The sequence below is a fragment of the Trichlorobacter thiogenes genome (genome assembly GCF_900167465.1).
GTDB lineage: Bacteria > Desulfobacterota > Desulfuromonadia > Geobacterales > Pseudopelobacteraceae > Trichlorobacter > Trichlorobacter thiogenes.
Window position 1 is genome coordinate 77569 of sequence record NZ_FUWR01000014.1, and the last position, 25528, is coordinate 103096.

Sequence of the window (25528 nt, forward strand, 5' to 3'; positions counted from 1 at the left end):
CGCTATGGCAAAGATTCTGCTTGTTGATGATGACCCACAAGTTCGGGCGGTGTTGCTAGGCTTTCTACAGATCGGCGGGCATGAGGTACTGGAGGCAGGAAATGGCCTCCAGGCTTCTAAAATCCTTGAAAAACAACTGCCGGATCTGGTTATAACCGACATTGTCATGCCTGAATCTGATGGTTTTGAACTGATCATGTCCAGCAACCGCAAAGATCAGCCCATTAAAATCATTGCTATTACCGGAGGTTCACCTAACCTGGCCCAGCAAACACTTCTGACCATTGCCCAAAAAATGCCGATCAACAAGGTCTTGTCAAAACCGGTAACCTGTGAAGAATTACTGGCCGCAGTCCAAGACGTCTTGAACAGTCCTGAAAACAACCGGCACGCCCAAACTAACCTGAATGCTTAGAGAAACCATTCTCATAATTGATGATGAAGCCTTTATCCGGGAAAACGTCCAACGCATCCTGAACGAAGATGGCTATCGTGTGCTTGAGGCTGCCAATGGAGCAGAGGCCTTGGGGCGGGTTGCTGATGACGAGATCGATCTGGCCCTGCTGGATCTGAACCTGGGGGTTGAAAACGGCCTTGATCTGTTGGGGGCCTTGAAAGAGATAAACCCAGATCTGCTGGTGATTATCATCACCGGCTACGGATCGGTTGAAACAGCGGTAGATGCCCTCAAACTGGGGGCCTTTGACTACATGAAGAAGCCGTTTAAGGCTGATGCCCTGCGGGTCATCGTCAAGCTGGCCCTGCAGACCCAGGAACTGAAACGGGAGGTCCGGGGCCTGCGGCGTTCAGGCGCACTGGGACTTGATGTGCCGCTATTGGGGGAAAGTCCCTGTTTCCGGCAGGTACTGGATCAGGTGCGGGAGGTGGCCAGAATCCCCACCGCCACGGTGCTGGTAACCGGTGAGTCAGGCACCGGCAAAGAGCTAGTGGCCCGGGCGATCCATTCCCTGTCTGACCGCAAGGAACACCCCTTTGTGGCGGTCAACTGCGCCTCCATCCCCACTGAACTGATGGAAAGTGAGCTGTTTGGCCATGAAAAAGGGGCCTTCACCGGGGCAGCTTCCCGCAAGACCGGACTGTTTGAAGAGGCCCACAACGGCACCATCTTTCTGGATGAGATCGGCGACATGTACGCCAGCCTGCAGGCCAAGCTGTTGCGGGTGTTACAGGAACGCACGGTCCGCCGGGTAGGCGGTTCCAAGGACCTGCCGGTTGATCTGCGGGTGATTGCCGCCACCAATCGCGATCTGCGTCAACGGATACAGATCGGCACCTTCCGGGAAGACCTGTTCTATCGCCTGAACGTGGTGCCGTTGCACCTTCCTCCCCTACGGGAACGGGGTAATGATATCCTGCTGTTGGCCAAACACTTCCTTTCTCACTTCAGTCAGGCCTTTGGTAAATCATTCAAAGGGATTGAGCCAGCTGCAGAACAGATGCTGCTGGGTTACCCCTGGCCCGGCAATATCCGTGAGCTGCGTAACATCATTGAGCGGATCTGTATCATGGCCCATGGCCCACAACTGGAACCTGCGCATCTGCCCCCGGAACTCCATCACCACACCACAGGACAAAGTTTAACCATTGCAGAAGATATTCTTAAGCAAGGCCTTGAAATTAATGTAGCAAACTATGAAAAACAGTTGGTTGTTGCTGCCCTTGAACAGGCTGAAGGGAACGTGGTCAAGGCAGCTTTAATCCTGAAGATCCCCCGGGGCACCCTGCGCTACAAAATGGAAAAATACGGCCTGTAACAGCAGGCCAATCCGGTCGTATCCCTCCTTACTGGCGGAAAACCGCCACACCTCTATGGCGGAAAACCGCCAGTTCCATTCCTGAATAAAACTCCATTACGCTGCAACGTAAACAGAATAATCAACTTAAACAGCTTGTTAGCGTATTCACTGCTTTTGGCACTGCCATTGCTAGATAAAACAAAATTCTGCGCTATACTCATTTCAATGTGAAGCATACCAACCCCAAGGAGGCACACACATGTTCAAGAAGATTCTTGCAGCAGTTGTCACACTGGCATTTGCCCTTCCGCTGACCGCCCAGGCAGCACCGATTATCATCAAATTCAGCCACGTCGTGGCCAATGAGACCCCAAAAGGTCAGGCAGCCAACTACTTTAAAAAACTGGCTGAAGAACGCACCAAAGGTCGTGTAAAGATTGAGGTGTACCCAAATAGCCAGCTGTTCAAAGACAAGGAAGAGATGGAAGCGCTGCAGATGGGTTCTGTACAGATGCTGGCCCCTTCTCTGGCCAAGTTCGCCCCGCTGGGTCTGAAAGAATTTGAACTGTTTGACCTGCCGTTTATCTTTGATGATTACACTGAACTGCACAAGGTAACCCAGGGGCCAATAGGAGCAAAGCTGCTCAAAAGACTTGAAACCAAAGGTCTGATCGGTCTGGCGTACTGGGATAACGGCTTCAAGGTCATGTCTGCCAACAAACCACTCAAAAAGCCTGAAGATATGCGTGGCCAAAAGATGCGGATTCAGTCTTCCAAGGTACTGGATTCCCAGATGCGCTCTGTGGGCGCTATCCCGCAGGTACTGGCATTCTCTGAAGTGTATCAGGCACTGCAGACCGGTGTTGTTGATGGCACCGAAAACCCACCTTCAAACCTGTACACCCAGAAGATGCATGAAGTGCAGAAATACGTCACCATGACAAACCACGGTTATCTTGGGTATGCCGTACTGGTAAACAAGAAATTCTGGATGGGTCTGCCTGCTGATATCCGTGCAGCACTGGAAAGCTCTATGAAGGATGCCACCAACTATGCCAACAGCGTTGCCAAAAAAGATAATGATGAAGCAATGGCAGGCGTGAAAAAATCAGGCAAGTCTCAGATCATCAACCTGAGCGCTCAAGAAAAGGCTGCCTGGCGTAAGGCCATGGACAAGACTCACAAAGAGAACGCAGCCCGTATTGGCGCTGATGTCCTCAAGGAAGTCTACACCGCAACAGGCTACAAGCCCTGATCTGCTGCTGTAGTTGATTCACAGCCGCTGCGACATCCGCAGCGGCTTTTTCACGACTAACTATATATATCTGCACTTCAGGAGATATCCCCATGATGAAATACCTTGACCATCTTGAGGAATGGATCATCACCTTCCTTATCGGCGCGGCAACCCTGGTCATTTTTGCAGCGGTTGTCCACCGATATGCCTCGGGTCTGCCGATTCCCGGCCTGCAGGACTGGCTGCTGACCGTCAACATGAGCTGGGCTCAGGAACTCTGTATCTACATGTTTGTCTGGATGGCCAAGTTTGGCGCTGCCTATGGTGTCCGCACCGGTATCCACGTCGGGGTGGATGTGCTGATTAACCGCCTGCCTGAAAAATGGCGTAAGACATCCGTACTGCTGGGTCTTTCAAGCGGCGTGCTCTTTACCGGCATCATTGCCACATTAGGGGCAGGTTTTGTCTGGGAAAACGGTATGCATTACGCGGTGTTTAACAAGTTTGGCATGGCACTGGGTGATCTGTACGAAGGCCCGATCACACCAGACCTTGAATGGCCAACCTGGATCGTCTACCTGGCTATCCCGCTAGGTTCATCCCTGATGTGTTTCCGTTTTATGCAGGTTGCCTGGACCTTTGCCCGCACTGGCGAACTGCCCCACCACGACCACAGCCATGTTGATGGTCTGGATGATACTATTGTTGATGCTACCGACGCGCTTGAAGAGTATGAAGCACATAAATTTGATAAAAATGCAGAGCAGGGAGGTGTCAAATGAGCGCACATGCAGAAACAAAGGAGCTTATGACACCAAAAAAAGCAGCAACATGGGTTGTTGCCATTATAATCTCTCTGGCTGCCATTGCATCATTCGGTAATGCCGGTATTGTGTTTGCACTGCTAATCGGCCTGATGCTGACCGGCATGCCGATCTCCATCTCCCTGGGTCTGACTGTTCTGACCTTCCTGTTCTTCATGTCAAACGTACCGGTTGAAACCGTGGCCATGAAGCTGTTTACCGGCATTGAGAAGTTTGAGATCATGGCTATTCCGTTCTTTATCCTGGCGGGCAACTTCCTGACCCACGGCGGGGTTGCCAAACGGATGATCAACTTTGCCACCTCAATGGTCGGGCACTGGCACGGTGGCCTTGGTCTGGCCGGGGTTATGGCCTGCGCCCTGTTTGCTGCGGTTTCCGGCTCCAGCCCGGCAACGGTGGTGGCTATTGGTTCGATCCTGTTGCCTGCCATGGTCAAGGCTGGTTTCCCCAGAAACTTTGGCGCCGGTGTTATCGCCACCTCCGGTTCGTTGGGGATTTTGATTCCCCCTTCAATTGTCATGGTTATTTATGCAGTTGCCACCAACTCATCAGTAGGCGCCCTGTTTATGGCTGGTGTCATCCCCGGCCTGATGCTGGCTGCCCTGCTTGGTTCTGTTGCCTGGTATCGTGCCCGTAAATTCAACTATCCCCGTCTACCCAAGGCAACTACCAAAGAACGATTGATTGCCTTTAAAGAGAGCATCTGGGGTCTGCTATTAATTGTAATTGTGCTGGGTGGTATCTACTCCGGCCTGTTTACCCCCACTGAGGCAGCAGCCATGTCTGCGGTCTATGCCTTCTTTGTGGCGGTGTTTGTGTACAAGGACATGAGTATTAAAGGCATCCCCAAGGTACTGCGTGATTCAGCCAACATGTCTTCCATGCTGTTGTATATCATCACCAATGCGGTGCTGTTCTCGTACCTGATGACATCCGAGCAGATCCCGCAGATCATGGCTGACTGGATCATCGGTCATAACCTTGGCGTAATCGCCTTCCTGGCAGTAACCAACATCCTGTTACTGCTGGCTGGCAACGTGATGGAACCATCCTCCATCATCCTGATCCTGGCGCCGATCCTGTTCCCGGTTGCCATGAAGCTGGGGATTGACCCGATCCACTTCGGTATCCTGATGACAGTCAACATGGAAGTGGGCATGTGCCACCCACCAGTTGGCCTCAACCTGTATGTGGCCAGCGGTATCACCAAGATGGGGATTTCGGAACTGACCATGGCAGTGCTACCCTGGCTGATCGCCATGGTGGGCTTTATGCTGTTGATTACGTATGTGCCGATTATATCGCTCTGGCTGCCCCGAATGCTGGGGTACTAACGAAGCAGCAATTGCACGAGCAAGAAAAAGGCCTGTCAAATGACAGGCCTTTTTCTTGTGCATCGTTACCACGACAACGATCAGTGCAGTAACTTATACTGAACAATATAGGCAGCTATTCCGCCAAAATATCCGATCAACGCCAGACCGCTTATCCGCTTGACATACCAGAAAAAGTTGATTTTCTCCAACCCCATGGCAGCCACACCGGCTGCAGAACCGATGATCAGGATTGAACCACCGGTACCGGCACAGTAGGCCATAAACTCCCACAAAAAACTGTCAGTTGGATACTGTGCCAGGCTATACATCCCCATGGAAGCAGCCACCAGCGGCACGTTATCAACAATAGAGCTTACCAGACCAATGATGGTGACTATCACGTCCTGCCGTCCTACCGTTTGATCAAGCCACTTGGCCAAGGCACCCAGAATGTGGGTGTGCTCCAGAGTCGCCACGGCCAACAGAATACCGATAAAGAACACAATCGAACTCAAGTCAATCCGCATCAGGGCACTTACCAGGGTCAGATGCTGCTTTTCATCATCTCCCTTGCTGCGATGAATCAACTCCCCCACCAACCAGAGAATGCCCAGACCAAACAGGATCCCCATAAAAGGCGGCAGGTGGGTCACAGTCTTGAAAACCGGCACTGAAATCAGGATACCGATCCCCATACAAAACATCAGATTACGCTCAAAGGAGGTGGTCTGTAACAGCCCGTTGTCTTCGGCTTTTACTGGTGAAACAACCTCGCGTCCTTTCAACAGATAACTGGTCACGATTAACGGTACCAAAAGGTTGATCATGGAGGCGATAAACAGCCCTTTCATGATCGCCAGGGTGGTAATCTGACCGCCGATCCAGAGCATGGTGGTGGTAACATCGCCAATCGGCGTCCAGGCACCACCGGCATTGGCAGCAATCACGATCATACCGGCAAAGAACAGCCGGTCATCATGGTCATCCAGCAGCTTCTTCATCAGAGAAATCATGACAATTGTAGTGGTCAGGTTATCCAATACCGAACTTAAGAAAAAGGTAACAAACCCTACCAGCCACATCAGGGAAGACAACTTGGTAGTACGAATACGGGAGGTGATTACCTCAAAGCCGCTATGGGCATCTACCACCTCAACAATGGTCATGGCACCCATCAGGAAGAACACAATCTGGGCAGTGGCAGCCAGGGATTCATTCAACTGATTCCCCACCAGCGTATGATCACCGGTCATCACCGCATAGATAGTCCAGAGCAGGCCAGCCCCCAACAGGGCTGAGGCTGATTTATTGACCTTTAAGGGGTGTTCAAGGGCAATGGCGGCATAGGCAACAACAAAAACAATGACAAGCATGGAAAGCATCACAGAAAACTCCTGATAGTTATTAATGCCCGGACAGGCGGCTGATCATATAGCCTGCTGCAACAGCAGTGCCAATCACACCGGCCACATTGGGGCCCATGGCATGCATCAACAGATAGTTCTGGGGATCATACTCAGCCCCCACATTCTGACTGACCCTGGCTGCCATCGGCACGGCAGATACACCGGCAGAGCCGATCAAGGGGTTAACCGGGTTGTTGGGGGAGAGCTTGTTCATAATCTTGGCCATAACCACACCACCAACCGTGGAGAGACCAAAGGCCACTACCCCCATGGCAATGATCGCCAGCGTGGTAGGACGCAAGAAGATCTCGGCCTGCATGGTCATCCCCACCGCCGTACCCAGAAAAATAGTGGTGACATTGATGATCTCGTTCTGGCAAGCCTTGACCAGACGATCAACCACCCCTGATTCCCGCAGCACATTGCCCAGCATCAGCATGGCAATCAACGCTGAGGCATCCGGCACCACCATGATGCAGAGCACCATAACCACCAGCGGAAACACAATCCGCTCCAGCTTACTGACCTTGCGCAGGCTCTTCATTCTGATCTTGCGTTCTGCATCGGTGGTCAAGGCCCGCATGATCGGCGGTTGAATCAAAGGCACCAGACTCATGTAGGTGTAGGCGGCCACGGCAATCGGCCCGATCAGGTGCGGCGCCAGCTTGTTTGCCAGAAAAATCGAGGTGGGGCCGTCAGCCCCCCCAATAATACCGATGGAGGCTGATTCCCCCAATGTGAAGATGCCAAAGGCCACTGCGCAGAACATGGTGGCAAATACCCCCAGCTGGGCAGCCCCGCCCAGCAGCAGGGTTCGGGGATTGGCGATCAAAGGACCAAAGTCGGTCAAGGCCCCTACCCCCAGAAAGATGATCGGCGGAAACAGTTCCAGATGAATCCCCTGACTGATAAAGAAGTACAAGCCAGCGGTGGGGTGAAACATACCGTCAATGGTCCAGCCACCGTCATACAGGGCGCGGGTGGGCAGGTTTGCCATCAGGGCGCCAAAGGCGATCGGCAGCAGCAACAGCGGTTCATACTGTTTTTTAATAGCCAGATAAAACAACAGCCCGCAGATGGCCCACATAATCAGCATCGGTCCGGTAATATACTGGAATCCGGTGTCATGGATAAACATCTGCATCACTTCATTCAGGACGTTTGTCATTGCAGGTTACCCCTCAATTTGCAGCAGACTATGCCCTTCATCCACGGCATCCCCTTCTTTGACCAGCACGGTCCGCACCGTACCGCTTACTGGTGAAACAACCGGGGTCTCCATCTTCATGGCATCCAGCACAATCACCACCTGATTGACGGACACCTGATCGCCCGGCTTTACCAGGCATTTGAAGACCAGCCCGGCCATGGGACAGATGACCGTGGCGCAACCTTCAGCCACCGGCACTGCTGCAGGTTGCGGCGTAACAGCCATCGGAGCTAAAGCTGGCTGCACCAACGGAGCTTGAACAGAGGAGCTACGGGCTACTGGTGCAGAGCCGGTATCTTCCAACAGTTCCACCGTTACTTCGTAGGTCTTGCCTTCCAGGGTAATCTTAAGTTTTTTCATGGTGGTATGCTTCCTTTCAGAAACTCTATTTCAGACGATGAGACTGCAGAACACTGCGCCCTTGTGCCGCCCAGTTTAGGTCCTTGGCAGTCAAAGGTTTAAATTTGTCCACCCGGACCGGACCACCCAGCATTTCACTGGCTGCGGCTGTCAGCAAAACCACCAGTTGCTGATCAGTCAGGCCAGGATGGATACCGGATTGAGGGACAGCTGGAGTAACCAGAGGAGCCGCAACCGGAACAACCGCAGCTGCACCGGCAGGTTCCAGCTTCTTGATCAGGCGACCGATTGCAGAACAGATCAGGCTTAAACCCGCCAGCACCACAATCACCACAATCAGGCCGGTAAACTGAAATTCAACCAGTCCTCCCAGGGTGTAGGGAACAGCCTGACCATCTTTGGACAGGTAACTTTCACCATACTTTACCTGGGAAAGTTTCTTAACAGTTGCTCCCGATGGCGAGCTTGCCTTCTGCTGCTGACGGGCAGCCTCAGCATCCTGCCAGGTCTTGTAAAGCACCGTACCATCGGGCAGGACTTTAAAGATTGCCGGATTTTGCGGGGCGGTGGTAGCGGGCTGTTGTGTTGGTGATGACATAGTTACTCCTGACAAATTAACCTGCAAAAAGCAATTCACCACAGAGGACGCAGAGGTTCGCAGGGTAAAAACAAGCATTTATAGAGCTACCCCGTTTAACCAAAAGGGTTAACTCATTTTATTGTTAATTTTTTTGATTTTCCTCTGTTTTCCTCTGCGACCTCTGCGGTAAAAACGTTTTAAGGATCATTAGCGTCTTGCTAAAAACTGCGTTACAGCGGTATCAGACCGTGCTTCTTGGCTGGCCTGCTCACCCGCTTGGTCAATGATATCCGTAGCGCCAGTGACACCCGCGCCCGTGTTTCAGACGGTTCAATCACATCGGTCACCATATCCCGTGAAGCAGCCTGATACGGGGTTGCAAAATGTTCCCGATAGGACTGCACAAGTTCAGCTTCTTTGGATTTCTGATCATCCGCCTCTTCAATCTCTTTTTTGTAGATAATCTTGGTAGCGCTTTCAGCCCCCATGACCGCTATTTCAGCACAGGGCCAGGCAAAGATAAAATCTGCCCCCATATCCTTTGAACACATGGCCAGATAGGCACCGCCATAGGCCTTGCGCATGATTACCGTAATCTTGGGCACTGTGGCAGCGGCATAGGCAAACAGCATCTTGGCGCCGTGGCGGATGATACCGCCCCGTTCCTGAGCCAGGCCGGGCATGAAGCCGGGTACATCCACCAGATTAACCAACGGTACGTTAAAGGCATTGCAGAAACGGATAAAGCGGGCAGCCTTGTCAGAGCTGTCAATATCCAGGCAGCCAGCCTTATACGCTGGCTGGTTGGCCACAATCCCCACCACCATGCCGTTGATCCGGCCAAATCCCACCACAATATTACGGGCAAACTCGCGGTGTACCTCCAGCCACTGGCCAGGGTCCATCAGGCGATCAATCACGGTATAGACATCAAAACCGGCCCGGGGATCATCAGGCACCAGCTCATTCATCCCTTCATCCCGCTCAAGAACCACTTCTGTTGGAATAGCATGGGGCGGGTCCTGCAGGTTGTTCAGTGGCAGGAAGCTGATCAACTGCTGGGCGATCTGGATGGCATGACGGTCATCTTCAGCAATAAAATGGATATTGCCACTGACACTGGCATGGGCCTCGGCAGAGCCGTACTGCTCAATCGGCGCAACCTGACCGGTGGCAGCCTTGATCACCTCTGGCCCGCAGATAAACATGCTGGAATGGGTACGGGTCTGGATCAGAAAGTCCATCAGGGCCGGACTGTAGGCAGCACCGCCAGCACAGGGACCAGCAATAATGGCGATCTGCGGCACCACCCCGGAGGCAGCCACATTCTGGTAAAAGACCTGACCATACCCGGACAGGCTATGGATCGCCTCCTGAATCCTCGCGCCACCTGAATCGTTGATTGCCACCACCGGTATGCCGGTCTCACAGGCAAGGGTCATGATATCTTTGATCTTCTTGGCATGCATCTGCCCCAGAGCCCCGCCACCCACCGTAAAATCCTGGCTGTAAATTGCAACAGGACGACCATCCACATTGCCGGTGCCGGTCACCACACCATCCCCAGGCATAAATTTATCTGCAAAGCCGGGCATGTGGCAGGCGTGGTTAACATGCATGCCGTACTCACTAAACGATTCCCGATCAAACAGCAGCTCTACCCGCTCACGGGCACCCAAGCGGCCTTCGGTATGGCGTTTTTTCATCTTTTCCTTGCCACCACCTGCCAGTGCCACAATGCGCCGCTGCTGAAGCTCTTCTAGTAGCTCTTTCTTTATAGCCATTACAGACTCCTTTGCTTGTAAACAAACGGATGTGCCTGGTCACAACTATAGAACAAGAATAATGATTAGCAAGGCAGCTGATTGCAGTTTCATTATATAAAACAGTGCTTTATTTTTTTAGATAGTGAGGATACCCTTAAAAAACAGTCTGCTAGCGGGAAAGCCGTGCAATGCATGCAATAGCGTAGATTATGTATTCACCTGAACAGACCAGCTTTTGAATGGAGTTGAGCCATGACAACAGGACGCCTGATCGTAATCGGTGGTGATGCAGCCGGGATGAGTGCCGCTTCAAAGGTCCGTCGAGAGCAGCCACAACGTGAGATAGTGGTGTTTGAACGCTCGCCCCACACCTCTTACTCTGCCTGCGGTATGCCCTACTTTATTGCCGGGCTGATCGACAGCGCCGATAAGCTGGTGGCACGTTCGCCTGAAAAATTCCGTGATAAATTCAACATTGATGCCTGGGTACAGCATGAGGTGCTTACTATTGATCCATCTACTCAGCGTCTGCTGGTACGAAACCTAATCAATGGCAGCGAGACCCTGGAGGCTTACGACCAACTGCTGATCGCCACCGGCGCCCAAGCGATTTTCCCACCCTTACCCGGCAATGAAGCTGATGGTATTTTCTCACTATCCACTTTAGCAAGTGGCATTAAAGTATACGAATTTATGGACAAAGAACTGCCGCGTAGCGCGGTGGTGGTGGGTGGCGGGTATATCGGTCTGGAAATGGCTGAGGCGCTGGTGCGGCAGGGACTACAGGTAAGCCTGATTGAGAAAGGTGAGCAGGTGATGGGTACCCTGGACCCGGATATGGGGATGCTGGTTTCCGAGGCGCTGCGGGAGATTGGCGTGACGCTCTATCTGAATGAATCCCTGACCGACTATGAGACGAGCAACAACAAGGTGACCGGGGTTGTAACCGACCAGCGCACCCTTCCGGCTGATCTGGTGATTGTTGGGCTGGGTACCCGCCCCAACACCGGTCTGGCCAAAGAGGCCGGTCTGCTGCTTGGCGAAAAAGGGTCGATCCGGGTCAATCCACGCCAGCAGAGTTCTGTTCCAAATATCTGGGCTGCCGGAGATTGTGCCGAGAGCTTCCACCTGATCAGCCGTAAGCCGTTTCATGTTGCGTTAGGCACCGTAGCCAACAAACAAGGCAACGTGGCAGGGATCAACCTGTCTGGCGGCTATGCCACCTTCCCAGGTGTAGTAGGCACAGCGGTCAGCAAGATCTGCAAGTATGAGGTGGCCCGTACCGGCCTGACTGAACGGGAACTTACAGCACTGGGCCTGCAGTACACCACCGCAACCACCAAGACCAAGACCAGGGCCGGCTACTACCCCGGCGCTGGCTGGATCATGGTCAAGCTGTTGGCAGAACAGGGAACCGGGCGGCTGTTGGGTGGCCAGATTGTGGGGCTGGAAGGGGCTGCCAAACGGATTGATGTGCTGGCAACCGCATTAACTGCAGGCATGACAGTGCAACAGATCGTTGACCTTGACCTGTCCTATGCCCCACCCTTTTCACCGGTCTGGGACCCGGTCCAGACAGCTGCGCGGCAGCTGGTGGGATAGGTTTAATTCTTACAGAAATGTCAGGATTCAGTCAGTTAGCAACTGTTTTCAATCAGACCTTTAACCTCCAAAAGATGCTTGGTTGACGGGTGCTAAGGACAAGATGCTGTAAGCAAAATTGGTTATAACCAGTCACAGACAGAAACCTTGACAAAAAACGGCTAGCATTTCAAGCATATCAAAGACCACACAAAGAAAAACGGCCTACAGATAAATTCTGTAAGCCGTTGTTTTTATTGGTCGGAGCGAAACGATTCGAACGTTCGACCCCCTGCTCCCAAGGCAGGTGCGCTACCAGGCTGCGCTACGCTCCGAAAAGAAAAATTATATAGCACAGAGACTAAATCAATAGCAAGAAAAAAGTATTATTTTTCTTCAATTCGCCCCGCCCAGACCGGATCACCGGAAAACTGATGACGCAGATGTTCTTCTGGAATCTGGCGGTAAAACTCTTCTGAAGAAAATGAAAAGCGGTAGGACTGGATATAATCCATAATAATTCCGGCTGCTTCATTCAATTTGCGGATACGTTCCGGGTCAACATCGGCGTGTAAATCAGGATGAGCTTTCCTGATCAAGGTGCGATGGCGCTGCTTGATCCGCTTGATACTCAGCAGATCATTTTCATGAAAGCCGAACAGGTACAACGCCTCTTTGAGCTCTGCAAAGGTCATTACAGGTCAGGCTGGTTTGAAAAACATCCGCACGGATTTGGCAATGCCATCTTTATCCAGGCCATGCATAGCACGCAGTTCATGCTGCTCACCCTGTTCAATATATTGATCCGGGAAGCCTATCCGCAGCACCTGCGCCTGTACCCCCTGCTCTTCCAACAGCTCCAGCACAGCCGTACCAAAGCCGCCTTGCAGCGCATTTTCTTCAAGGGTAACCAACTTACCAAAACGCTTGGCCAGCTGGAGCAGCAGTTCAGCATCAAGCGGCTTAACAAAACGAGCGTTTACCACAGCTAGGTTAAGCCCTTCTGCTGCCAGCGCTATAGCCGCATCCAGGGCAGGATAGACCATGGAACCCAAGGCAATCAGGACGCCATCAGCACCTTCACGCAGCAGCTCCGCCTTACCGATTTCCATCGGTTTCAGATCCTGATCCAGAGGCACCCCATAGCCGTTGCCGCGTGGATAGCGCAGCGCTATCGGTCCGCTGTGCATAATGGCGGTTTTAAGCATATGCTGCAGTTCGTTTTCATCCTTGGGTGCCATCAGGGTCATATTGGGGATATGACGCAGATAGGAAAGGTCAAAGACGCCGTGATGGGTGGGACCGTCGTTACCCACTACCCCGCCCCGGTCAAGGGCAAACACCACCGGTAGATTCTGGATACAGACATCGTGCAGCACCTGATCATAGGCCCGCTGCAGGAAGGTGGAATAAACCGCAAAGACCGGTTTCTTGCCTTCACAGGCCAAACCTGCGGCAAAGGTGGCGCCATGCTGTTCAGCAATGCCCACATCAAAGAACCGCCCAGGATACTGCTTGGCAAAGTTGGTCAGGCCGGTACCATCCGGCATGGCAGCAGTGATGGCCACCACCCGCTCATCCTCCTCTGCCAGCCGGGCCAGGGTGTTGCCAAAAATAGCGGTGTAGGAGGCAGCCCCGCCCTTCCCTTTCAATACCTTGCCGGTTTCAATCTCAAACGGCCCAACCCCGTGGAACAGAGACGGGTTCTGTTCAGCCGGCTTGTACCCCTTGCCCTTGGTGGTGATGACATGGATCAGCACTGCAGTATCGAGCTTTTTGACCCGTTCCATGGTCTCCTGCAGCAGCGGCAGGTCATGACCATCAATAGGACCGATATACTCAAAACCAAAGGCCTGAAACAGCATGGCCGGAGTAAAGAGCCCCTTGAACGAATTTTCAATTTTGCGGGCAAACCGAATAACCCCATTGCCCATGTCGCTTTTTGCATGCTTCATGAACTGCTCAGTTTCCCGCTTGAACTTATGGATAAACTCACTGCTGGAGGTGCGGGAGAGGAATCCTGACACCGCACCGACATTCTCAGCAATCGACATTTCGTTATCATTTAGCACCACCACCAGATCGCGGTTCAGGTGCCCGGCATGGTTTAAGCCTTCAAAGGCAATACCACCGGTCATGGAACCATCACCAATCACCGCGACTACCTTATTCTGCTTGCCAGCCAGATCACGCGCCACAGCATAGCCGGTGGCAGCAGAAAGTGATGTTGACGAGTGCCCCACTTCCCAGACATCATGCTCAGATTCACAGCGTTTGGGAAAACCGCTGATACCATCAAGAGTGCGCAGGGTGTGAAAACTGTCTCGACGACCGCAGATGATCTTGTGGGCATAGGCCTGGTGCCCCACATCCCAAATCAGTTTATCTTCCGGTGAATTAAAGACCTTGTGCAGGGCGATGGTCAGCTCAACCACCCCCAGCGAGGGAGCAATATGGCCGCCGTTCTTTGCGCAGGTTTCAATAATCAGCTGACGTATCTCTGCTGCCAGCTTTGGCAGATCCGCTTGAGGCAGACGCTTCAGGTCTTCAGGTGCATTGATCTGATTCAATAATGACATAGGAGGTCAGTTCTTTCTCTCAACAATGTAGCGGGCAATTCCACGCAACGGCTCTGCAGCGGCACCCAACTGTTCCAGGGCCAGCATCGCCTCATCCATCATGGCCTGGGCCTCCTGTTTGGCCGCCGCCAGCCCCATCACCGCCGGATAGGTGGCCTTTCCACGGGCTTCATCGCTGCCGGCATCCTTGCCGATCTCTTCGGTGGTACCTTCAATATCCAGGATATCGTCCGCAATCTGGAATGCCAGACCAGCTGCCTCACCATAACGCCGAATCGAGGCCAGCTGTTTGTCATCAGCGCCGCCCAGCAGCGCACCAGCCACCACCGAGGCCTTGATCAGAGCGCCGGTCTTGTGGGTATGGATATACTGCACCGTGGGCAGATCCATATCCGGCTTACCCTCGCTCTCCATATCCACCACCTGACCACCCACCATGCCGTAGGTACCGGCACAGACCGCGATCTCATGGATCACAGCCAGACGGACTGCAGGATCAATCCCGCCAGCAAAACGGGGATCACTCATCAGCTTGAACGCCTCGGTTAAAAGGCCGTCTCCGGCCAGAATGGCAATCGCCTCGCCAAAGACCTTGTGGTTAGTGGGACGACCACGCCGGAAATCATCATCATCCATGGCAGGCAGATCATCATGGATCAGGGAATAGGTATGGATCATCTCCATGGCGCAGGCAGCAGGCATGGCCTTGTCAATTTTCCCGCCAACCGCCTCGCAGGCAGCCAGCATCAGCACCGGGCGTACCCGCTTGCCACCGGCAAAGATGGAATAACGCATCGCCTTGTGAATGCTTTGGGGACGTTCCTCTTCCTTGGGCAAATACTGCTCAAGCGCTGCATCAACCAGCGCGATTTTTTCTTTCAGATATACTTTCAGGTCCACAATCCTATCCCTTCATTCATCATCATCAGTAGTAAACGGCTCTTTGCGGAACGATCCATCACGCTGCTTGATCAACACCTCAACCTTACGCTCGGCCTCATCCAGCTTTTTGGCACAAAAGGCAGCATGTTTGACCCCTTCTTCAAAGGCCTTGATGGAGTCATCCAATGAAAGCGACCCCCCTTCCAGCTTGCGGACCACTTCTTCCAGTTTTTTCAGCGATGTCTCGAACTTTTCAGCTGCCATACCTGCCCCCATAAATGTGAAACGGCATTATACTTTGATTACGAAGGAATCGTCAACCTCAAGCCACTAGAACAATCTTCCCATAGTCGACAAACTCTGCAATAATCACACAATTCTAAGCTTAATAATCACCCGAGGTACCCGTGAACGTACTTTTTATCCATCCCTATGGCAGCAACTGGATGCCGGGAATGCAGGATATTACCACCATCTTCAATGTTATGCCGCCGCTGGGTATCCTTTCCATTGCTGCCTGGCTGGAAAAACATCAAGTCCCGGTTGAGATCATTGACTGCTATGGCACGCCAATGACTCAGGCAGATCTGGTGGCTGAGGTACTGCGCCGCAAACCAGATGTTGTGGCCTTTTCCTGCACCACCTCCTCGTTTCTGGAAGGTAACCGGATAGCCGAGGCGATCAAGGCTGCAGATAGTGGCATCATCACAGTCTTTGGTGGAGCCCACGCCTGCACCATGGGGGCGCCGCTGCTGGACCGTTTTCCAGCCATTGATTGCCTGGTACTGGGCGAAGGTGAGCAGACCATGCTGGAACTGGTCCAGGCTGGGTTCCAGAACCTGGCTGAGATCCCCGGCGTGGCCTACCGGGACACCAACGGACAGGCAACCCAGTCTGCCCCACGGGAGCTGATCGCCAATCTGGATGATCTACCCTTCCCTGCCTACCACCTGCTGCCCGGTTTTCCACAAAAGTACAAGCTGCCTCTGTTCAGCTCACCAACTTCGCCCAACTCCAGCATCATCTCCAGCCGGGGTTGCCCCTACCAGTGCTCCTACTGTGACCGCTCCGTCTTCTCACGCGGTTTCCGCTTTAACTCACCGGAATATATTCTTGAGCATGTGGCCATGCTGAACCGTGACTACGGCATCAAACATGTCTTTTTCTATGATGACCTGTTCACCTTTGACCGCAAGCGGGTGGCCCACTTCTGTGAACTAAAGGAAAAGATGGGGCTAAAGGTCACCTACAACTGCATTGCCCGCCTGGAACATGTTGATCAGGAACTGTTGGACCTGCTGAAAGGCTCTGGCTGCTGGCAGGTCAATTTCGGCATAGAGTCCGGTGACCCGGAGATCCTGAAGCAACACCGCAAATTTTACGGCCTGGATGAGGTAGGACGCAAACTGAAGATGGTCAAGGATGCCGGGATGCGGGTTAAAGGCCTTTTCATGGTGGGCCTGCCGGGCGAGGATGAGGCTGCCATCCGCCGCACCATTGACTATGCCCTGTCCCTGCCGCTGGATGAGATCAACGTCACCAAGTTCACCCCGTTTCCCGGTGCTCCGGTTTTCAAGACTCTGGAGCAGTTTGGCCAGTTTAATGAGGCATGGGAACTGATGAACTGCATGAACTTCGTCTTTATCCCCAACGGCATGACCAAACCACAACTTGAAAATCTCTATGACGAATTTATCCGTCGTTTTTACCGCCGCAGTCGGATCCACTGGGGCTACACTAAGATGATCTGGCAATCACCCCACAGCGTGCTGGATTTCCTGAAAAACCTGCCAGCCATCCTGAAGTTTGAAAGGAAGCAAAAATGGTAAAAACCATACTGACGCTCCTACTCACCGTTCTTATCACCAGTTCCGCACTGGCAGATAATCAGATTAAAACCACAGCCGATGCCAGCTACGAACTGACCCTGCTGACCGGCTATGGCATCACCCACCGTGGTTTTGGTGAGACCCGCACACAGGTACAGACCTGGGATGCCATTGCCCGCCTGGGCTGGTATCTGTCTGATGATATTGGCAAAGGAAGCTGGTATCAGGGCAGGCATCAACTGCTGGTGGAACTGCCGTACCATCTGGCCGTGGATCATGGGGGCAGATCAATTGTGGGGGGATATTTGTTGGGAAGCTGGAAGTTTACCAGCCTAAGCCATGTAAAACCGTATATCTTTGCCGGTGGCGGACCGGTCTATGTTGGTCTGGGCCTACCCACCATGGGGGCAAAGCTTAACTTCAGCTACCAGGGCGGCACCGGGGTTCAGATTCCGATAGCTCAGGCCACTATGCTGAATCTGGAGTACCGCTATCACCATATCTCCAACGCCGGTACTGCCAGCCCCAATGAACCGCTTAATTCCAGCAAGTTCCTGCTGGGGATGAGCTGGTTGTACTGAACTGACTCAGCCCTACTCCACCCAGTTCTGCACCATAAGCCCGCTAATCCGTTCAAACTCACGTTGATTATTGGTAATCAACGTTGCCCCCATGCTGCGGGCATGGGCAGCAATCAGCATATCCATAGCACCAACCGGTCTGCCGGCCTTTTCCAAGGCAGCCCTGATTGCTCCATACTGATTTGCAGCCTGCTCATCCCATGCAACAACCAGCAGACGGGACACAAAATCATCAATTTCCTTGCGGATAATCACGCTTTTAGGATGGCGAGCAGCGCCATAGTACAGCTCTGCCAGCACCACAGAAGAGATACAGAGATGTTCTGCCCCCACCTCATCAAATTTCTGTTTCACCGAAACAGGGCGGTTTTTTAGGATATAGCTGCAGATATTGGTATCAAGCAGATAGCGCATCAGAACAACTCCCGTTCTTCAGGCGGCAGGTCATTGCGATCTGCCAGAAAATCAGACGGGACTTTTGATTTACGAGCGAAAAATTCGTCCCAATCCTGCGGTTTGGGACGCAGGATCACCGCATCACCTTGACGCTCAATATACACCTCATTGGTAGTAAAGCGATATTCAGCAGGCAGGCGCACCGCCTGACTGCGACCGTTTTTAAATATCTTGGCTGTTTGCGGCATAGCTTTTACTCCTTCCGCCCATGATATATACCAAAGATATATCACACCCCTTCATGCCAGGGCCACAAAAAAACCGGGAAGACCATAACAGCCTCCCCGGTGGGTATCCATCAACTATAGCAACGCAGAAAACGCTACAGGCTATTTCACCACAATCCGGTCTGCGATTATGCTGCCGCTGCCGATGGTCAACGTCCCCTGCAAGACTGTATAACCGCTGGGGGTTCGGGTAAAGTCCGCATAATACCCTCCCTGCAGATTCAGTTTTTTATTAATAAGTGTACTTAACGGCAACGTATCTTCCAGCAGGTAGACCAACGTCGTATCTGTTGCTGATGCTGCTGCATAGGCATCAGCAAAACTGCTGTAACCGGTACTGCCAATTTTTATCTTTGCTGCCAGGGTAAAGGCGGCTGTTACCGAACGATCTGCTGTCATAGTTACGGAACAGCTACCAGAACTGTCCGTACAATCGCCACTCCACCCGGTAAAGGTTGCCAGAGTACCCGGTGAAGCGGTTAAGGTAACGCCTGTTGCGTCATCAAACAGGCTGGAACAGGTTCCGCTTGAGCAGCTGATACCTGCGGGAGAACTGCTGACTGAACCTGGCCCACTGATACTTACCGCAAGGTTTGGCATCTGCACGTTGGTAGTTGCCTGCACCGATGTAGATACGTTGCCAGCTGCATCCTTGGCCCAGATACAGATGGTTTTACTGCCGTTTGCCGTAACTGCATACCCGGCAGGCTTGGTTGCCACCCAACCGGCATCTCCTGCTGCTGGTGCTGTAGCGGTTTCTGTTACCATCCAACCGGTAATAGCAACGTTATCCGTTGCGGTAAGAGTGGTAAACGGTATGGTTTTGGTCTTGGTTGTTGCCGGTATCTCAAAGGCGCTGATAACAGGAGCTCCACTATCAGCACCGGTGACGCTCACCGGAACGGCAACCGACGGTGTATCAGGATCATTGGATACGATAGTCACAGTTGCAGTACTGGTTCCCAACCCGGCAGGGGTAAGGCTTACCCCGACAGTACAGGAAAGACCGGCCTCAATGGTGGGAGCAAGACTTGCACAGGCGTTGTCACCAGCAGGTGCAACGCTAAAAACCGCCGCGTCAGTACCAGACAGCCCTATAGTGCTAACTGCCAGGGCAGCGGTACCGGCATTACGGATGGTAAGCAGGGCAGTGGATAACTGGCCCACATTGGCAGTGCCGCTCAGAGGATTAGGGGTTACACTGATATCCTGCTGGTTACCGTCCAACACAACCGTAACACTATTATTCAACTCATCGCTCTCAGCAATGGTGTTGGCCTCATCCACAATCCCCACAACCGTATAGTATGGCTGAACCGTGGCAGAGGCATCCCATTCATACGCCAGATCCACACTGGCAAAACGCTCAAGGGCCGGAACGGTCAGGTTGGTAATAACCGGGCCGGTGCTGCTGCCGTTATGCAGGGTAACGGTAGAGGCAGCGCTGGCAGTACCGCCGATATTGGCTACCGTAACAATCATGCTGTAGGTTGTAGCAGCCAGTTTTTCCCAGGTAATTTTTTGTATAGCCAGATCCGGCTGGGCCAAAGGGCTGCTGATAACGTTGTTGGCCCGGTTCAGGGTGTCAATGCTTGAGCTTGGATCTATGACAGCATAAACCAGGTAGGGTGTTGTACTGGCCGGTATCATCCATGGAATAGATACGGTCAGCACCTCACCCGGCTTGAATGGACCGGCAATGGTGGCCGTACTGATGAGGGTACCGCCGCTGGCCGGATCTCCATTGTAAAAGCTGACCGGTACGTTCTGGGGCACCTTGTCACCCAGATTCTGGGCAACGGCGCTCAGGGTCACGGCAGTATCAGGGGCCGGGTTGCGTGGGTCAGAAATAAGGCTGCCTGCCTCAAGGGTCAGATCATCACCCATGGTGTGCTTCAGCATATACAGGTCAGTCAAGGCGCCGGTTGTTGGGGTACCATCCGGGTTGATCAGCAGCTTGCGGTTGTAGACGGAAATAATGGTATCAGCCCCCAGGAAGGCAAGGGAAGGCCACTGCTCGGTTTCAGCATCAAAGGTCAACTGTTTTGGCTCACCCCAGACCTTAAAGACCGGGTCATAGAACAGGCCAAACAGGTCTGAAGTGCTTCCCTCACTGGTGTCAGCGTAGATCACCGCTACCTTGCCATCTGTGGCCTGTGCCTGTTTGTAATCTGCCAGGGTATTGCTGTAGCTCTCTTCAGTGCGGATAACGGTGCGTTTGTCAAAATCAAAATTCACGACGCTTGAAAGCTCATTCCCCCGTACCCAGGTCATAACCACGTTGTTGCTGCTGTCCAGGGCAAGTTGCGGGTTGTCATCAATAATAGTGTCGGTAGTAAGGCGGGTCAGGCTACTCCATGTTCCGCCGCTATTGGTCAAACGGTACAGCTCAAGGTCTTCCAGGGTACTGCCGTCACCATCGGTATCAAGGGACAGTACAATATTGGCAACCGTACCGTCATATGCAGCACTATAACGCTTGATTGCGTTGGGGATGCTGGCCAGCAGCTGTGGCGCACTCCAGGCAATACCGTTATAGGTGGCGGCATACAGGTTGTTGGGCTTGGTTGCGCTGCCGTTCAGGTCATTCTGGCTGTTGGAAGTCCAGGTCAGCAGCAGATTGCTTGCATCCTTACCAGCCAGCTTAGGGCTACGGTCCAGACTACCGTTATCAGTCAGACGAACAGCAGCACCCCAGGTCTTGGTGGTGGGATTGTAGACCGCTGCAGCAACCTCCATCAGCGGTGCCATATCTTCAAGTTGGGCCGTATCCGGCAGGGTAGTTTTCATATCCTCCCAAGCAGCCACCATACTGCCATCACTGAAGGTAAGCGACGTTGGGCTGAAGTCGGCGGTGCCGTTATCAGCAACAGCTACCGGTGTGCTCCAGGCAGCGCCGTCAAAACTGGCATGCTGCAGCATGGTACCATTAATGGAAGTACGTTCAGCATTATCAGTTAACCAAAGCAGGTTAACATTGCTGCCGCTGGAGGACAAAGAGGCAGAAGAAGCCGGGAAGGTAGAGGTTACTATTGGCGCAGAGGCAACACTGTAGCTCTGGGTCTCGGTAGCCACCTGCTTGACCGAATAGGCGGGAGCCGCCTTAAAATTTGCTGGGGCTGCAACCTGCAGATAGGTACGGGGGATAAGCGTTGGTTTACTGCTGGCAGCGGACTGTTTTTCCAATGCAACAGAACTGTCAGAAGGACACACGCCACTCACACAGCGTGTCCAGGTGTATGGTCCGACCTCCCTTTCAAACTTCCATAAATATGCCCTGGCACTTATTTCTAGAAACACCTCTGCATACTTTAAGTTTGAATACAGTTTCTGGTCATAATACCAATCTGTTTCAGTCTTCATGCCGCCTTTGGCAGTTGCCTCTATAGCTGCTACATCATCAAGGCCAGGGCCACCGCTAAACGTAACCGTCGGGTTAAGGTGCATGGTGCCATGACTATTGTTCGCAAAGGTGTCGGTTACATTCAGGGAAAAATCACCAGCAAGGTTAATGGATGCCTTTGCATACATCGGAATAGGTGGCGTTACCGGAATAGCAAAATGATAATTGCCGTAAATCGTTAAATCCGTTGCCAGTAAAAAATCCAAAGAGCCTTTCCAACCTGAGTTCTGACTGCCGCAGCTTGCAGGTTCAAAGCTATATTGCTGATTAAACTCAGGCACCATTGAAGCATCAAACCCTCCAATTCGTACCTTGGGGAAGTGTCGCCAATCATACTTGCCTTTTTTCAGACGTTCCTGAATCAGCTTTATGTAGTTTTTTAAACCATTCGGATTTTTTCTCCAGGTAAATCGACCATCTGCTTTCAACTGCTCAAGGTCTGAGAATTTAAGGTCATAGCTTGCCTTGCCTTCTTGCCCGGAGAAACTGAAATCTATCTCCGGAATATATTGCATCAGAACCGGTGCCTTTTCAAACAAGGGGATGTCCGCAGCAACATCGGTAATCTTGTTCAAAAACTCTCTATCCAGACTGTTGGTATAGCGGTAGGCGCCACCTTCATCCGTAACCTTCATGCCGGTTGTAATAGCCGGCATACCCGGATCAACCGGCAAAGGTTTGGTCACCATAAAATCAGCACTCTTGGCCGCTGTCTGGCTACCATCCCCTGCAATGGCAATTGCCTGCAAGGTATTGCAGGCGTCAATTTCTGTACCTACGTTAATAGTCTTTGTTGCAATGGAACTGCTTGTTGCCACATCATAACTGCCATGAGAAGTAATAAAACGAACCTTGCCAGGTGTTTTGCCATTCCAGTCAACCTCTGCCGTATAGGTAACCTCAAAACTGACACCGGGTAGAAAGTAATAGGGTTTACCCGAAGAATATTTTGATGTCAGAGACATCACACGCATGCCGCTTGCGGAACTTAGACTGATATTCTTAAGACTTGTCTGGTTCGGAACAAGTGTCATTGACCCACGCCAGACATCGTAACCGCTTTTAGTCGCAACTACCTCATAACTGCCAGAAGGCAAATATTCTGTCTGATACATACCGCTTGCATTGGTTGTGTAAGGCCCATAACTACCCACCATAACAGCAACAGAGCCAAGCGCCTGTTTGCTTAAGGCATCTGTCACCTTACCGCCAAGCAGCGCATTGCCAACGCCACAGGCCTGGCCGGAAAGATCCACCGTAAGATTTCCCTGGCTGGTGGGTATGGTCAACAATGCTGTCTTGGGGCCACAGAATTTTACTGAGATATCCACCACAATGCTGCAGCTTCCCTGAGAAGCAATCGTCTTGTCTGAACAGGTATCTCCCAGGCTGAAGGCCGGTGCGTTTTCCCCGGAAAGACTCGCTTTTCCAATGGTAACACTGTTGGACAGGGTATTGGACAGCGTCAAGGTACGGGAGGCACTTTGGCCGATATAGAGTGGAGCAAAAGTAACAGAAGATGGAGAAATCCCCAAAGAACCCAATGACCCAGACTGTCCGCCACGAACGCACCGGACATAGCCGGTACCGTACTTATAGTAGTAGCTGACGTAACCATAGAAGAAATTCACGCTCCACGCGTAGCCCGTATTGTAAGCGATGGTGGTAGACGACCAATAGATAGACGAATTTGCATTTGGAAAATAGGTCCTGTCAAGCGCCGGATTATAGCGCGTATCATCGGTCAGCGACTCCAGTTCCTTTACATTGGGCAGCCGCCAGTCATCAGCTCCTGCCAGGCTTAAGCCTTCGCAGTAGGCAAGGGCATTATCCCAGGTTTTAGCTCCCGGTTCCCCCTGTTGCCAGACAAGGCCGGTTTTACTGTCGGTTACGGTACCGTTGCCGTTGTCGCTCAACTGCGCCGCTTGCGCGGAGCAGTTGAGAATTGAGAATTGAGAATTGAGAATGAAGAATTGGAAAAGCAGGAGCAGGAAAAGGCGGTGTTTGGTCTGCATGGCATATACCTCTATAAAATTGAGAATTAAGAATTTTGAATAGTGAATTTAAAAAAATTTATCTGTTATTTTTGCTGTTTTTTACAATAGTGGTCAGTATAGCCACCAGCTCATTGGCCTCCCTAAGCAACGGGTTGGCTTCTTCAGATGAAAGCAGATCTGTTGCACGCAGCAGTTTCAGCCAGTAATGGGTCTCTCTGGCCTCTTTCAGGGCAATGGAGCATTTAGAGATAAAATCCGCCCTGCTCTGCCCGGCAGTGGCCTCCTCAAGATTAGCCCCAATAGAACTGCCGGACCGCAGCAACTGCCCGGCCAGCAGACGCACCGTTGCATCCCGCTTCACCAGCTCACGGTGTAGCGCCACAACACTGCACGCAAACTGGAATGATCTCTCCTGAATATTCATAGAATCAATACAGAATTAAAAATGAAGAATGCAGAATTTGTTTTTTAATTCTCAATTCCTCATTCTCAATTCTCAATTGCCTTTCTCACTGTCCGCCACGAACGCACCGGACATAGTAGGTATTGCTCTTTAGAATGTCGAAGTCTTCGTCCGCAATTGTAAAGACAACGTCGCCAGCGAGGAAATACACGTGCCACGCGTAGCTCGTATTGTATGCGTTGGTGGTAGACGACCAATAGGAAGACGAAACCGTGCCTGGAAATATTGCCTGTGGTATGGTTGGCCCTGGGTAGGGGATGCTGTAATCCACAATGCCCACCAGCTCTTTCTTGCTGGGCAGCCGCCAGCCAGTGCCGGCCAGAGAGAGAGAGCCACAAACATTTACGCTACTGGCATTGTAACTGGCATCGTAGGTACCTGTTGCCTGGTACCAGTTATAGGTTGCGGCGGTGCCGCTGCAATCAGTGCTGTTCTGCCCCATGCTGCACTTTTGCCAGACCAGGCCGGTGTTGTTATCGGTTATTGTGCCGTTACCGTTATCGGTAAACGACATCGGGTTGATGCTGTAGGCGCCATCCTGCCCGGTTCCTGCACAGGGTATCTCGGCATAAGGCGATACGGCCTGATAACATTTGGTTTGGCCGGTATCGGGAAGCTTGCCAGCTGCGCAGGCAGAATGGGGAATGAAGAATGGGGAATGGAGAATTGCAAGGGCTAAAAGCAGAATTGTAGGGGTATGTTTTAACATAATGGGAAACCTCCTGCTGGTGGTTGATCTGATCAGTACGCAAAAACGCCGCACAACCGGATAAAAAACCGGTAACGCGGCGTTATAAAGTCATGACCACCGGCAGAGCCGGTGGCTTGAGGAAAGCCCCTAAAAGGGGCTAAGGGTTTTGGGTGAAGTCCAACTCCTCTTGTTTGTCCAGATGTTCTTGATCTCTTACATACGCCCGGATCATTTCTTCATCCAGGCCGATAGTGCTGGCACAGTAACCACGTGACCAAAAGTGCCGACCGATAAAACCTTTCTTGACCCCTTCGGCCTTACGGTGAATATGAATTGCCGACTTGCCTTTCAAATACCCTATCACCATCGAAACACTGTACTTC

Annotated in this window: 23 protein-coding genes and 1 tRNA gene; 8 read left to right on the forward strand and 16 right to left on the reverse strand. The window is 52.2% G+C overall.

Features of this window, described 5'->3' with window-relative positions:
* Nucleotides 1–4 precede the first annotated feature (4 nt).
* From B5D39_RS12235 to B5D39_RS12255, 5 genes are all read left to right on the forward strand, one after another.
* Nucleotides 5–415: a response regulator gene (locus B5D39_RS12235; RefSeq protein ID WP_078790754.1), complete on the forward strand. Its 411-nt coding sequence runs from the start codon at nucleotides 5–7 to the stop codon at nucleotides 413–415.
* The gene (locus tag B5D39_RS12240; protein ID WP_078790755.1) at nucleotides 408–1775 is read left to right on the forward strand and encodes a sigma-54-dependent transcriptional regulator; all 1368 of its coding nucleotides are present in this window, start codon (nucleotides 408–410) and stop codon (nucleotides 1773–1775) included. Before B5D39_RS12235 ends, B5D39_RS12240 begins: the two co-directional genes overlap by 8 nt.
* A 241-nt stretch (nucleotides 1776–2016) precedes the next feature.
* Nucleotides 2017–3012 carry a TRAP transporter substrate-binding protein gene (locus tag B5D39_RS12245; RefSeq protein WP_139366763.1) on the forward strand — a complete coding sequence of 332 codons (996 nt, stop codon included), beginning with the start codon at nucleotides 2017–2019 and terminating at the stop codon, nucleotides 3010–3012.
* Nucleotides 3013–3104: 92 nt separating this feature from the next.
* A complete protein-coding gene (locus B5D39_RS12250; protein ID WP_078790756.1) occupies nucleotides 3105–3776 on the forward strand; it encodes a TRAP transporter small permease in 672 nt (223 codons plus the stop codon).
* On the forward strand, nucleotides 3773–5152 hold the full coding sequence (locus B5D39_RS12255; RefSeq protein WP_078790757.1) for a TRAP transporter large permease: 1380 nt from the start codon (nucleotides 3773–3775) through the stop codon (nucleotides 5150–5152). The genes B5D39_RS12250 and B5D39_RS12255 overlap by 4 nt, the downstream gene beginning before the upstream one ends.
* A gap of 80 nt (nucleotides 5153–5232) precedes the next feature.
* Here the strand turns inward: B5D39_RS12255 and nhaD are convergent, their stop codons facing one another.
* From nhaD to B5D39_RS12280, 5 genes are all read right to left on the reverse strand, one after another.
* The gene (gene nhaD / locus B5D39_RS12260) at nucleotides 5233–6516 is read right to left on the reverse strand and encodes a sodium:proton antiporter NhaD (RefSeq protein WP_078790758.1); all 1284 of its coding nucleotides are present in this window, start codon (nucleotides 6514–6516) and stop codon (nucleotides 5233–5235) included.
* Nucleotides 6517–6538: 22 nt separating this feature from the next.
* Nucleotides 6539–7708 carry a sodium ion-translocating decarboxylase subunit beta gene (locus tag B5D39_RS12265; protein WP_078790759.1) on the reverse strand — a complete coding sequence of 390 codons (1170 nt, stop codon included), beginning with the start codon at nucleotides 7706–7708 and terminating at the stop codon, nucleotides 6539–6541.
* Nucleotides 7709–7714: 6 nt separating this feature from the next.
* Nucleotides 7715–8110, reverse strand: coding sequence for a biotin/lipoyl-containing protein (locus B5D39_RS12270; protein WP_078790760.1), 396 nt, complete (start codon nucleotides 8108–8110; stop codon nucleotides 7715–7717).
* A gap of 25 nt (nucleotides 8111–8135) precedes the next feature.
* Nucleotides 8136–8708: an OadG family transporter subunit gene (locus B5D39_RS12275; protein ID WP_161947494.1), complete on the reverse strand. Its 573-nt coding sequence runs from the start codon at nucleotides 8706–8708 to the stop codon at nucleotides 8136–8138.
* 212 nt (nucleotides 8709–8920) lie between these two features.
* On the reverse strand, nucleotides 8921–10474 hold the full coding sequence (locus B5D39_RS12280; RefSeq protein WP_078790762.1) for an acyl-CoA carboxylase subunit beta: 1554 nt from the start codon (nucleotides 10472–10474) through the stop codon (nucleotides 8921–8923).
* A 234-nt stretch (nucleotides 10475–10708) separates the two neighbouring features.
* On the opposite strand from B5D39_RS12280, the gene B5D39_RS12285 reads away from it, so the two are divergent.
* On the forward strand, nucleotides 10709–12058 hold the full coding sequence (locus B5D39_RS12285) for an FAD-dependent oxidoreductase (RefSeq protein ID WP_078790763.1): 1350 nt from the start codon (nucleotides 10709–10711) through the stop codon (nucleotides 12056–12058).
* 237 nt (nucleotides 12059–12295) lie between these two features.
* Here the strand turns inward: B5D39_RS12285 and B5D39_RS12290 are convergent.
* The 5 genes from B5D39_RS12290 to B5D39_RS12310 form a co-directional block, all read right to left on the reverse strand.
* A tRNA-Pro gene (locus tag B5D39_RS12290) sits at nucleotides 12296–12372 on the reverse strand.
* A gap of 51 nt (nucleotides 12373–12423) precedes the next feature.
* Complete coding sequence (locus B5D39_RS12295; RefSeq protein WP_078790764.1) at nucleotides 12424–12732, reverse strand: molecular chaperone DnaJ; 309 nt, start codon at nucleotides 12730–12732, stop codon at nucleotides 12424–12426.
* A 6-nt stretch (nucleotides 12733–12738) separates the two neighbouring features.
* Nucleotides 12739–14616 carry a 1-deoxy-D-xylulose-5-phosphate synthase gene (dxs, locus tag B5D39_RS12300; RefSeq protein WP_078790765.1) on the reverse strand — a complete coding sequence of 626 codons (1878 nt, stop codon included), beginning with the start codon at nucleotides 14614–14616 and terminating at the stop codon, nucleotides 12739–12741.
* Between the two features lie 6 nt (nucleotides 14617–14622).
* Entirely contained in the window at nucleotides 14623–15516 is an 894-nt protein-coding gene (locus B5D39_RS12305) for a polyprenyl synthetase family protein (RefSeq protein ID WP_078790766.1), read from the reverse strand.
* A 12-nt stretch (nucleotides 15517–15528) separates the two neighbouring features.
* A complete protein-coding gene (locus B5D39_RS12310; protein ID WP_078790767.1) occupies nucleotides 15529–15762 on the reverse strand; it encodes an exodeoxyribonuclease VII small subunit in 234 nt (77 codons plus the stop codon).
* A 143-nt stretch (nucleotides 15763–15905) separates the two neighbouring features.
* On the opposite strand from B5D39_RS12310, the gene B5D39_RS12315 reads away from it, so the two are divergent.
* Nucleotides 15906–17327 carry a B12-binding domain-containing radical SAM protein gene (locus tag B5D39_RS12315; RefSeq protein ID WP_078790768.1) on the forward strand — a complete coding sequence of 474 codons (1422 nt, stop codon included), beginning with the start codon at nucleotides 15906–15908 and terminating at the stop codon, nucleotides 17325–17327.
* Entirely contained in the window at nucleotides 17321–17908 is a 588-nt protein-coding gene (locus B5D39_RS12320) for an acyloxyacyl hydrolase (protein ID WP_078790769.1), read from the forward strand. Before B5D39_RS12315 ends, B5D39_RS12320 begins: the two co-directional genes overlap by 7 nt.
* A gap of 12 nt (nucleotides 17909–17920) precedes the next feature.
* Here B5D39_RS12320 and vapC read toward each other — a convergent pair whose 3' ends face one another.
* The 6 genes from vapC to B5D39_RS12350 all read right to left on the reverse strand — a co-directional run.
* Nucleotides 17921–18322, reverse strand: coding sequence for a type II toxin-antitoxin system tRNA(fMet)-specific endonuclease VapC (gene vapC, locus B5D39_RS12325; RefSeq protein ID WP_078790770.1), 402 nt, complete (start codon nucleotides 18320–18322; stop codon nucleotides 17921–17923).
* Nucleotides 18322–18552, reverse strand: coding sequence for an antitoxin (locus B5D39_RS12330; protein ID WP_078790771.1), 231 nt, complete (start codon nucleotides 18550–18552; stop codon nucleotides 18322–18324). Before B5D39_RS12330 ends, vapC begins: the two co-directional genes overlap by 1 nt.
* Nucleotides 18553–18693: 141 nt before the next feature.
* Nucleotides 18694–24009 carry an Lcl domain-containing protein gene (locus B5D39_RS12335; RefSeq protein WP_078790772.1) on the reverse strand — a complete coding sequence of 1772 codons (5316 nt, stop codon included), beginning with the start codon at nucleotides 24007–24009 and terminating at the stop codon, nucleotides 18694–18696.
* Between the two features lie 58 nt (nucleotides 24010–24067).
* A complete protein-coding gene (locus B5D39_RS12340) occupies nucleotides 24068–24415 on the reverse strand; it encodes a four helix bundle protein (protein ID WP_078790773.1) in 348 nt (115 codons plus the stop codon).
* A gap of 85 nt (nucleotides 24416–24500) precedes the next feature.
* A complete protein-coding gene (locus tag B5D39_RS12345) occupies nucleotides 24501–25163 on the reverse strand; it encodes an Lcl C-terminal domain-containing protein (protein WP_078790774.1) in 663 nt (220 codons plus the stop codon).
* 139 nt (nucleotides 25164–25302) lie between these two features.
* On the reverse strand, nucleotides 25303–25528 hold a 226-nt coding region (locus tag B5D39_RS12350; RefSeq protein WP_208610587.1), incomplete at its 5' end, for a transposase.

Bases quoted from the DNA above. Each gene is read 5' to 3' on its own strand.
- vapC (WP_078790770.1), bottom strand. From the start codon at position 18,322: ATGCGCTATCTGCTTGATACCAATATCTGCAGCTATATCCTAAAAAAC.
- B5D39_RS12320 (WP_078790769.1), top strand. From the start codon at position 17,321: ATGGTAAAAACCATACTGACGCTCCTACTCACCGTTCTTATCACCAGT.
- B5D39_RS12235 (WP_078790754.1), top strand. From the start codon at position 5: ATGGCAAAGATTCTGCTTGTTGATGATGACCCACAAGTTCGGGCGGTG.
- B5D39_RS12340 (WP_078790773.1), bottom strand. From the start codon at position 24,415: ATGAATATTCAGGAGAGATCATTCCAGTTTGCGTGCAGTGTTGTGGCG.
- B5D39_RS12330 (WP_078790771.1), bottom strand. From the start codon at position 18,552: ATGCCGCAAACAGCCAAGATATTTAAAAACGGTCGCAGTCAGGCGGTG.
- B5D39_RS12255 (WP_078790757.1), top strand. From the start codon at position 3,773: ATGAGCGCACATGCAGAAACAAAGGAGCTTATGACACCAAAAAAAGCA.
- dxs (WP_078790765.1), bottom strand. From the start codon at position 14,616: ATGTCATTATTGAATCAGATCAATGCACCTGAAGACCTGAAGCGTCTG.
- B5D39_RS12275 (WP_161947494.1), bottom strand. From the start codon at position 8,708: ATGTCATCACCAACACAACAGCCCGCTACCACCGCCCCGCAAAATCCG.
- B5D39_RS12345 (WP_078790774.1), bottom strand. From the start codon at position 25,163: ATGTTAAAACATACCCCTACAATTCTGCTTTTAGCCCTTGCAATTCTC.
- B5D39_RS12295 (WP_078790764.1), bottom strand. From the start codon at position 12,732: ATGACCTTTGCAGAGCTCAAAGAGGCGTTGTACCTGTTCGGCTTTCAT.
- B5D39_RS12250 (WP_078790756.1), top strand. From the start codon at position 3,105: ATGATGAAATACCTTGACCATCTTGAGGAATGGATCATCACCTTCCTT.
- B5D39_RS12270 (WP_078790760.1), bottom strand. From the start codon at position 8,110: ATGAAAAAACTTAAGATTACCCTGGAAGGCAAGACCTACGAAGTAACG.
- B5D39_RS12245 (WP_139366763.1), top strand. From the start codon at position 2,017: ATGTTCAAGAAGATTCTTGCAGCAGTTGTCACACTGGCATTTGCCCTT.
- B5D39_RS12280 (WP_078790762.1), bottom strand. From the start codon at position 10,474: ATGGCTATAAAGAAAGAGCTACTAGAAGAGCTTCAGCAGCGGCGCATT.
- B5D39_RS12335 (WP_078790772.1), bottom strand. From the start codon at position 24,009: ATGCAGACCAAACACCGCCTTTTCCTGCTCCTGCTTTTCCAATTCTTC.
- B5D39_RS12240 (WP_078790755.1), top strand. From the start codon at position 408: ATGCTTAGAGAAACCATTCTCATAATTGATGATGAAGCCTTTATCCGG.
- B5D39_RS12285 (WP_078790763.1), top strand. From the start codon at position 10,709: ATGACAACAGGACGCCTGATCGTAATCGGTGGTGATGCAGCCGGGATG.
- B5D39_RS12310 (WP_078790767.1), bottom strand. From the start codon at position 15,762: ATGGCAGCTGAAAAGTTCGAGACATCGCTGAAAAAACTGGAAGAAGTG.
- nhaD (WP_078790758.1), bottom strand. From the start codon at position 6,516: ATGCTTTCCATGCTTGTCATTGTTTTTGTTGTTGCCTATGCCGCCATT.
- B5D39_RS12265 (WP_078790759.1), bottom strand. From the start codon at position 7,708: ATGACAAACGTCCTGAATGAAGTGATGCAGATGTTTATCCATGACACC.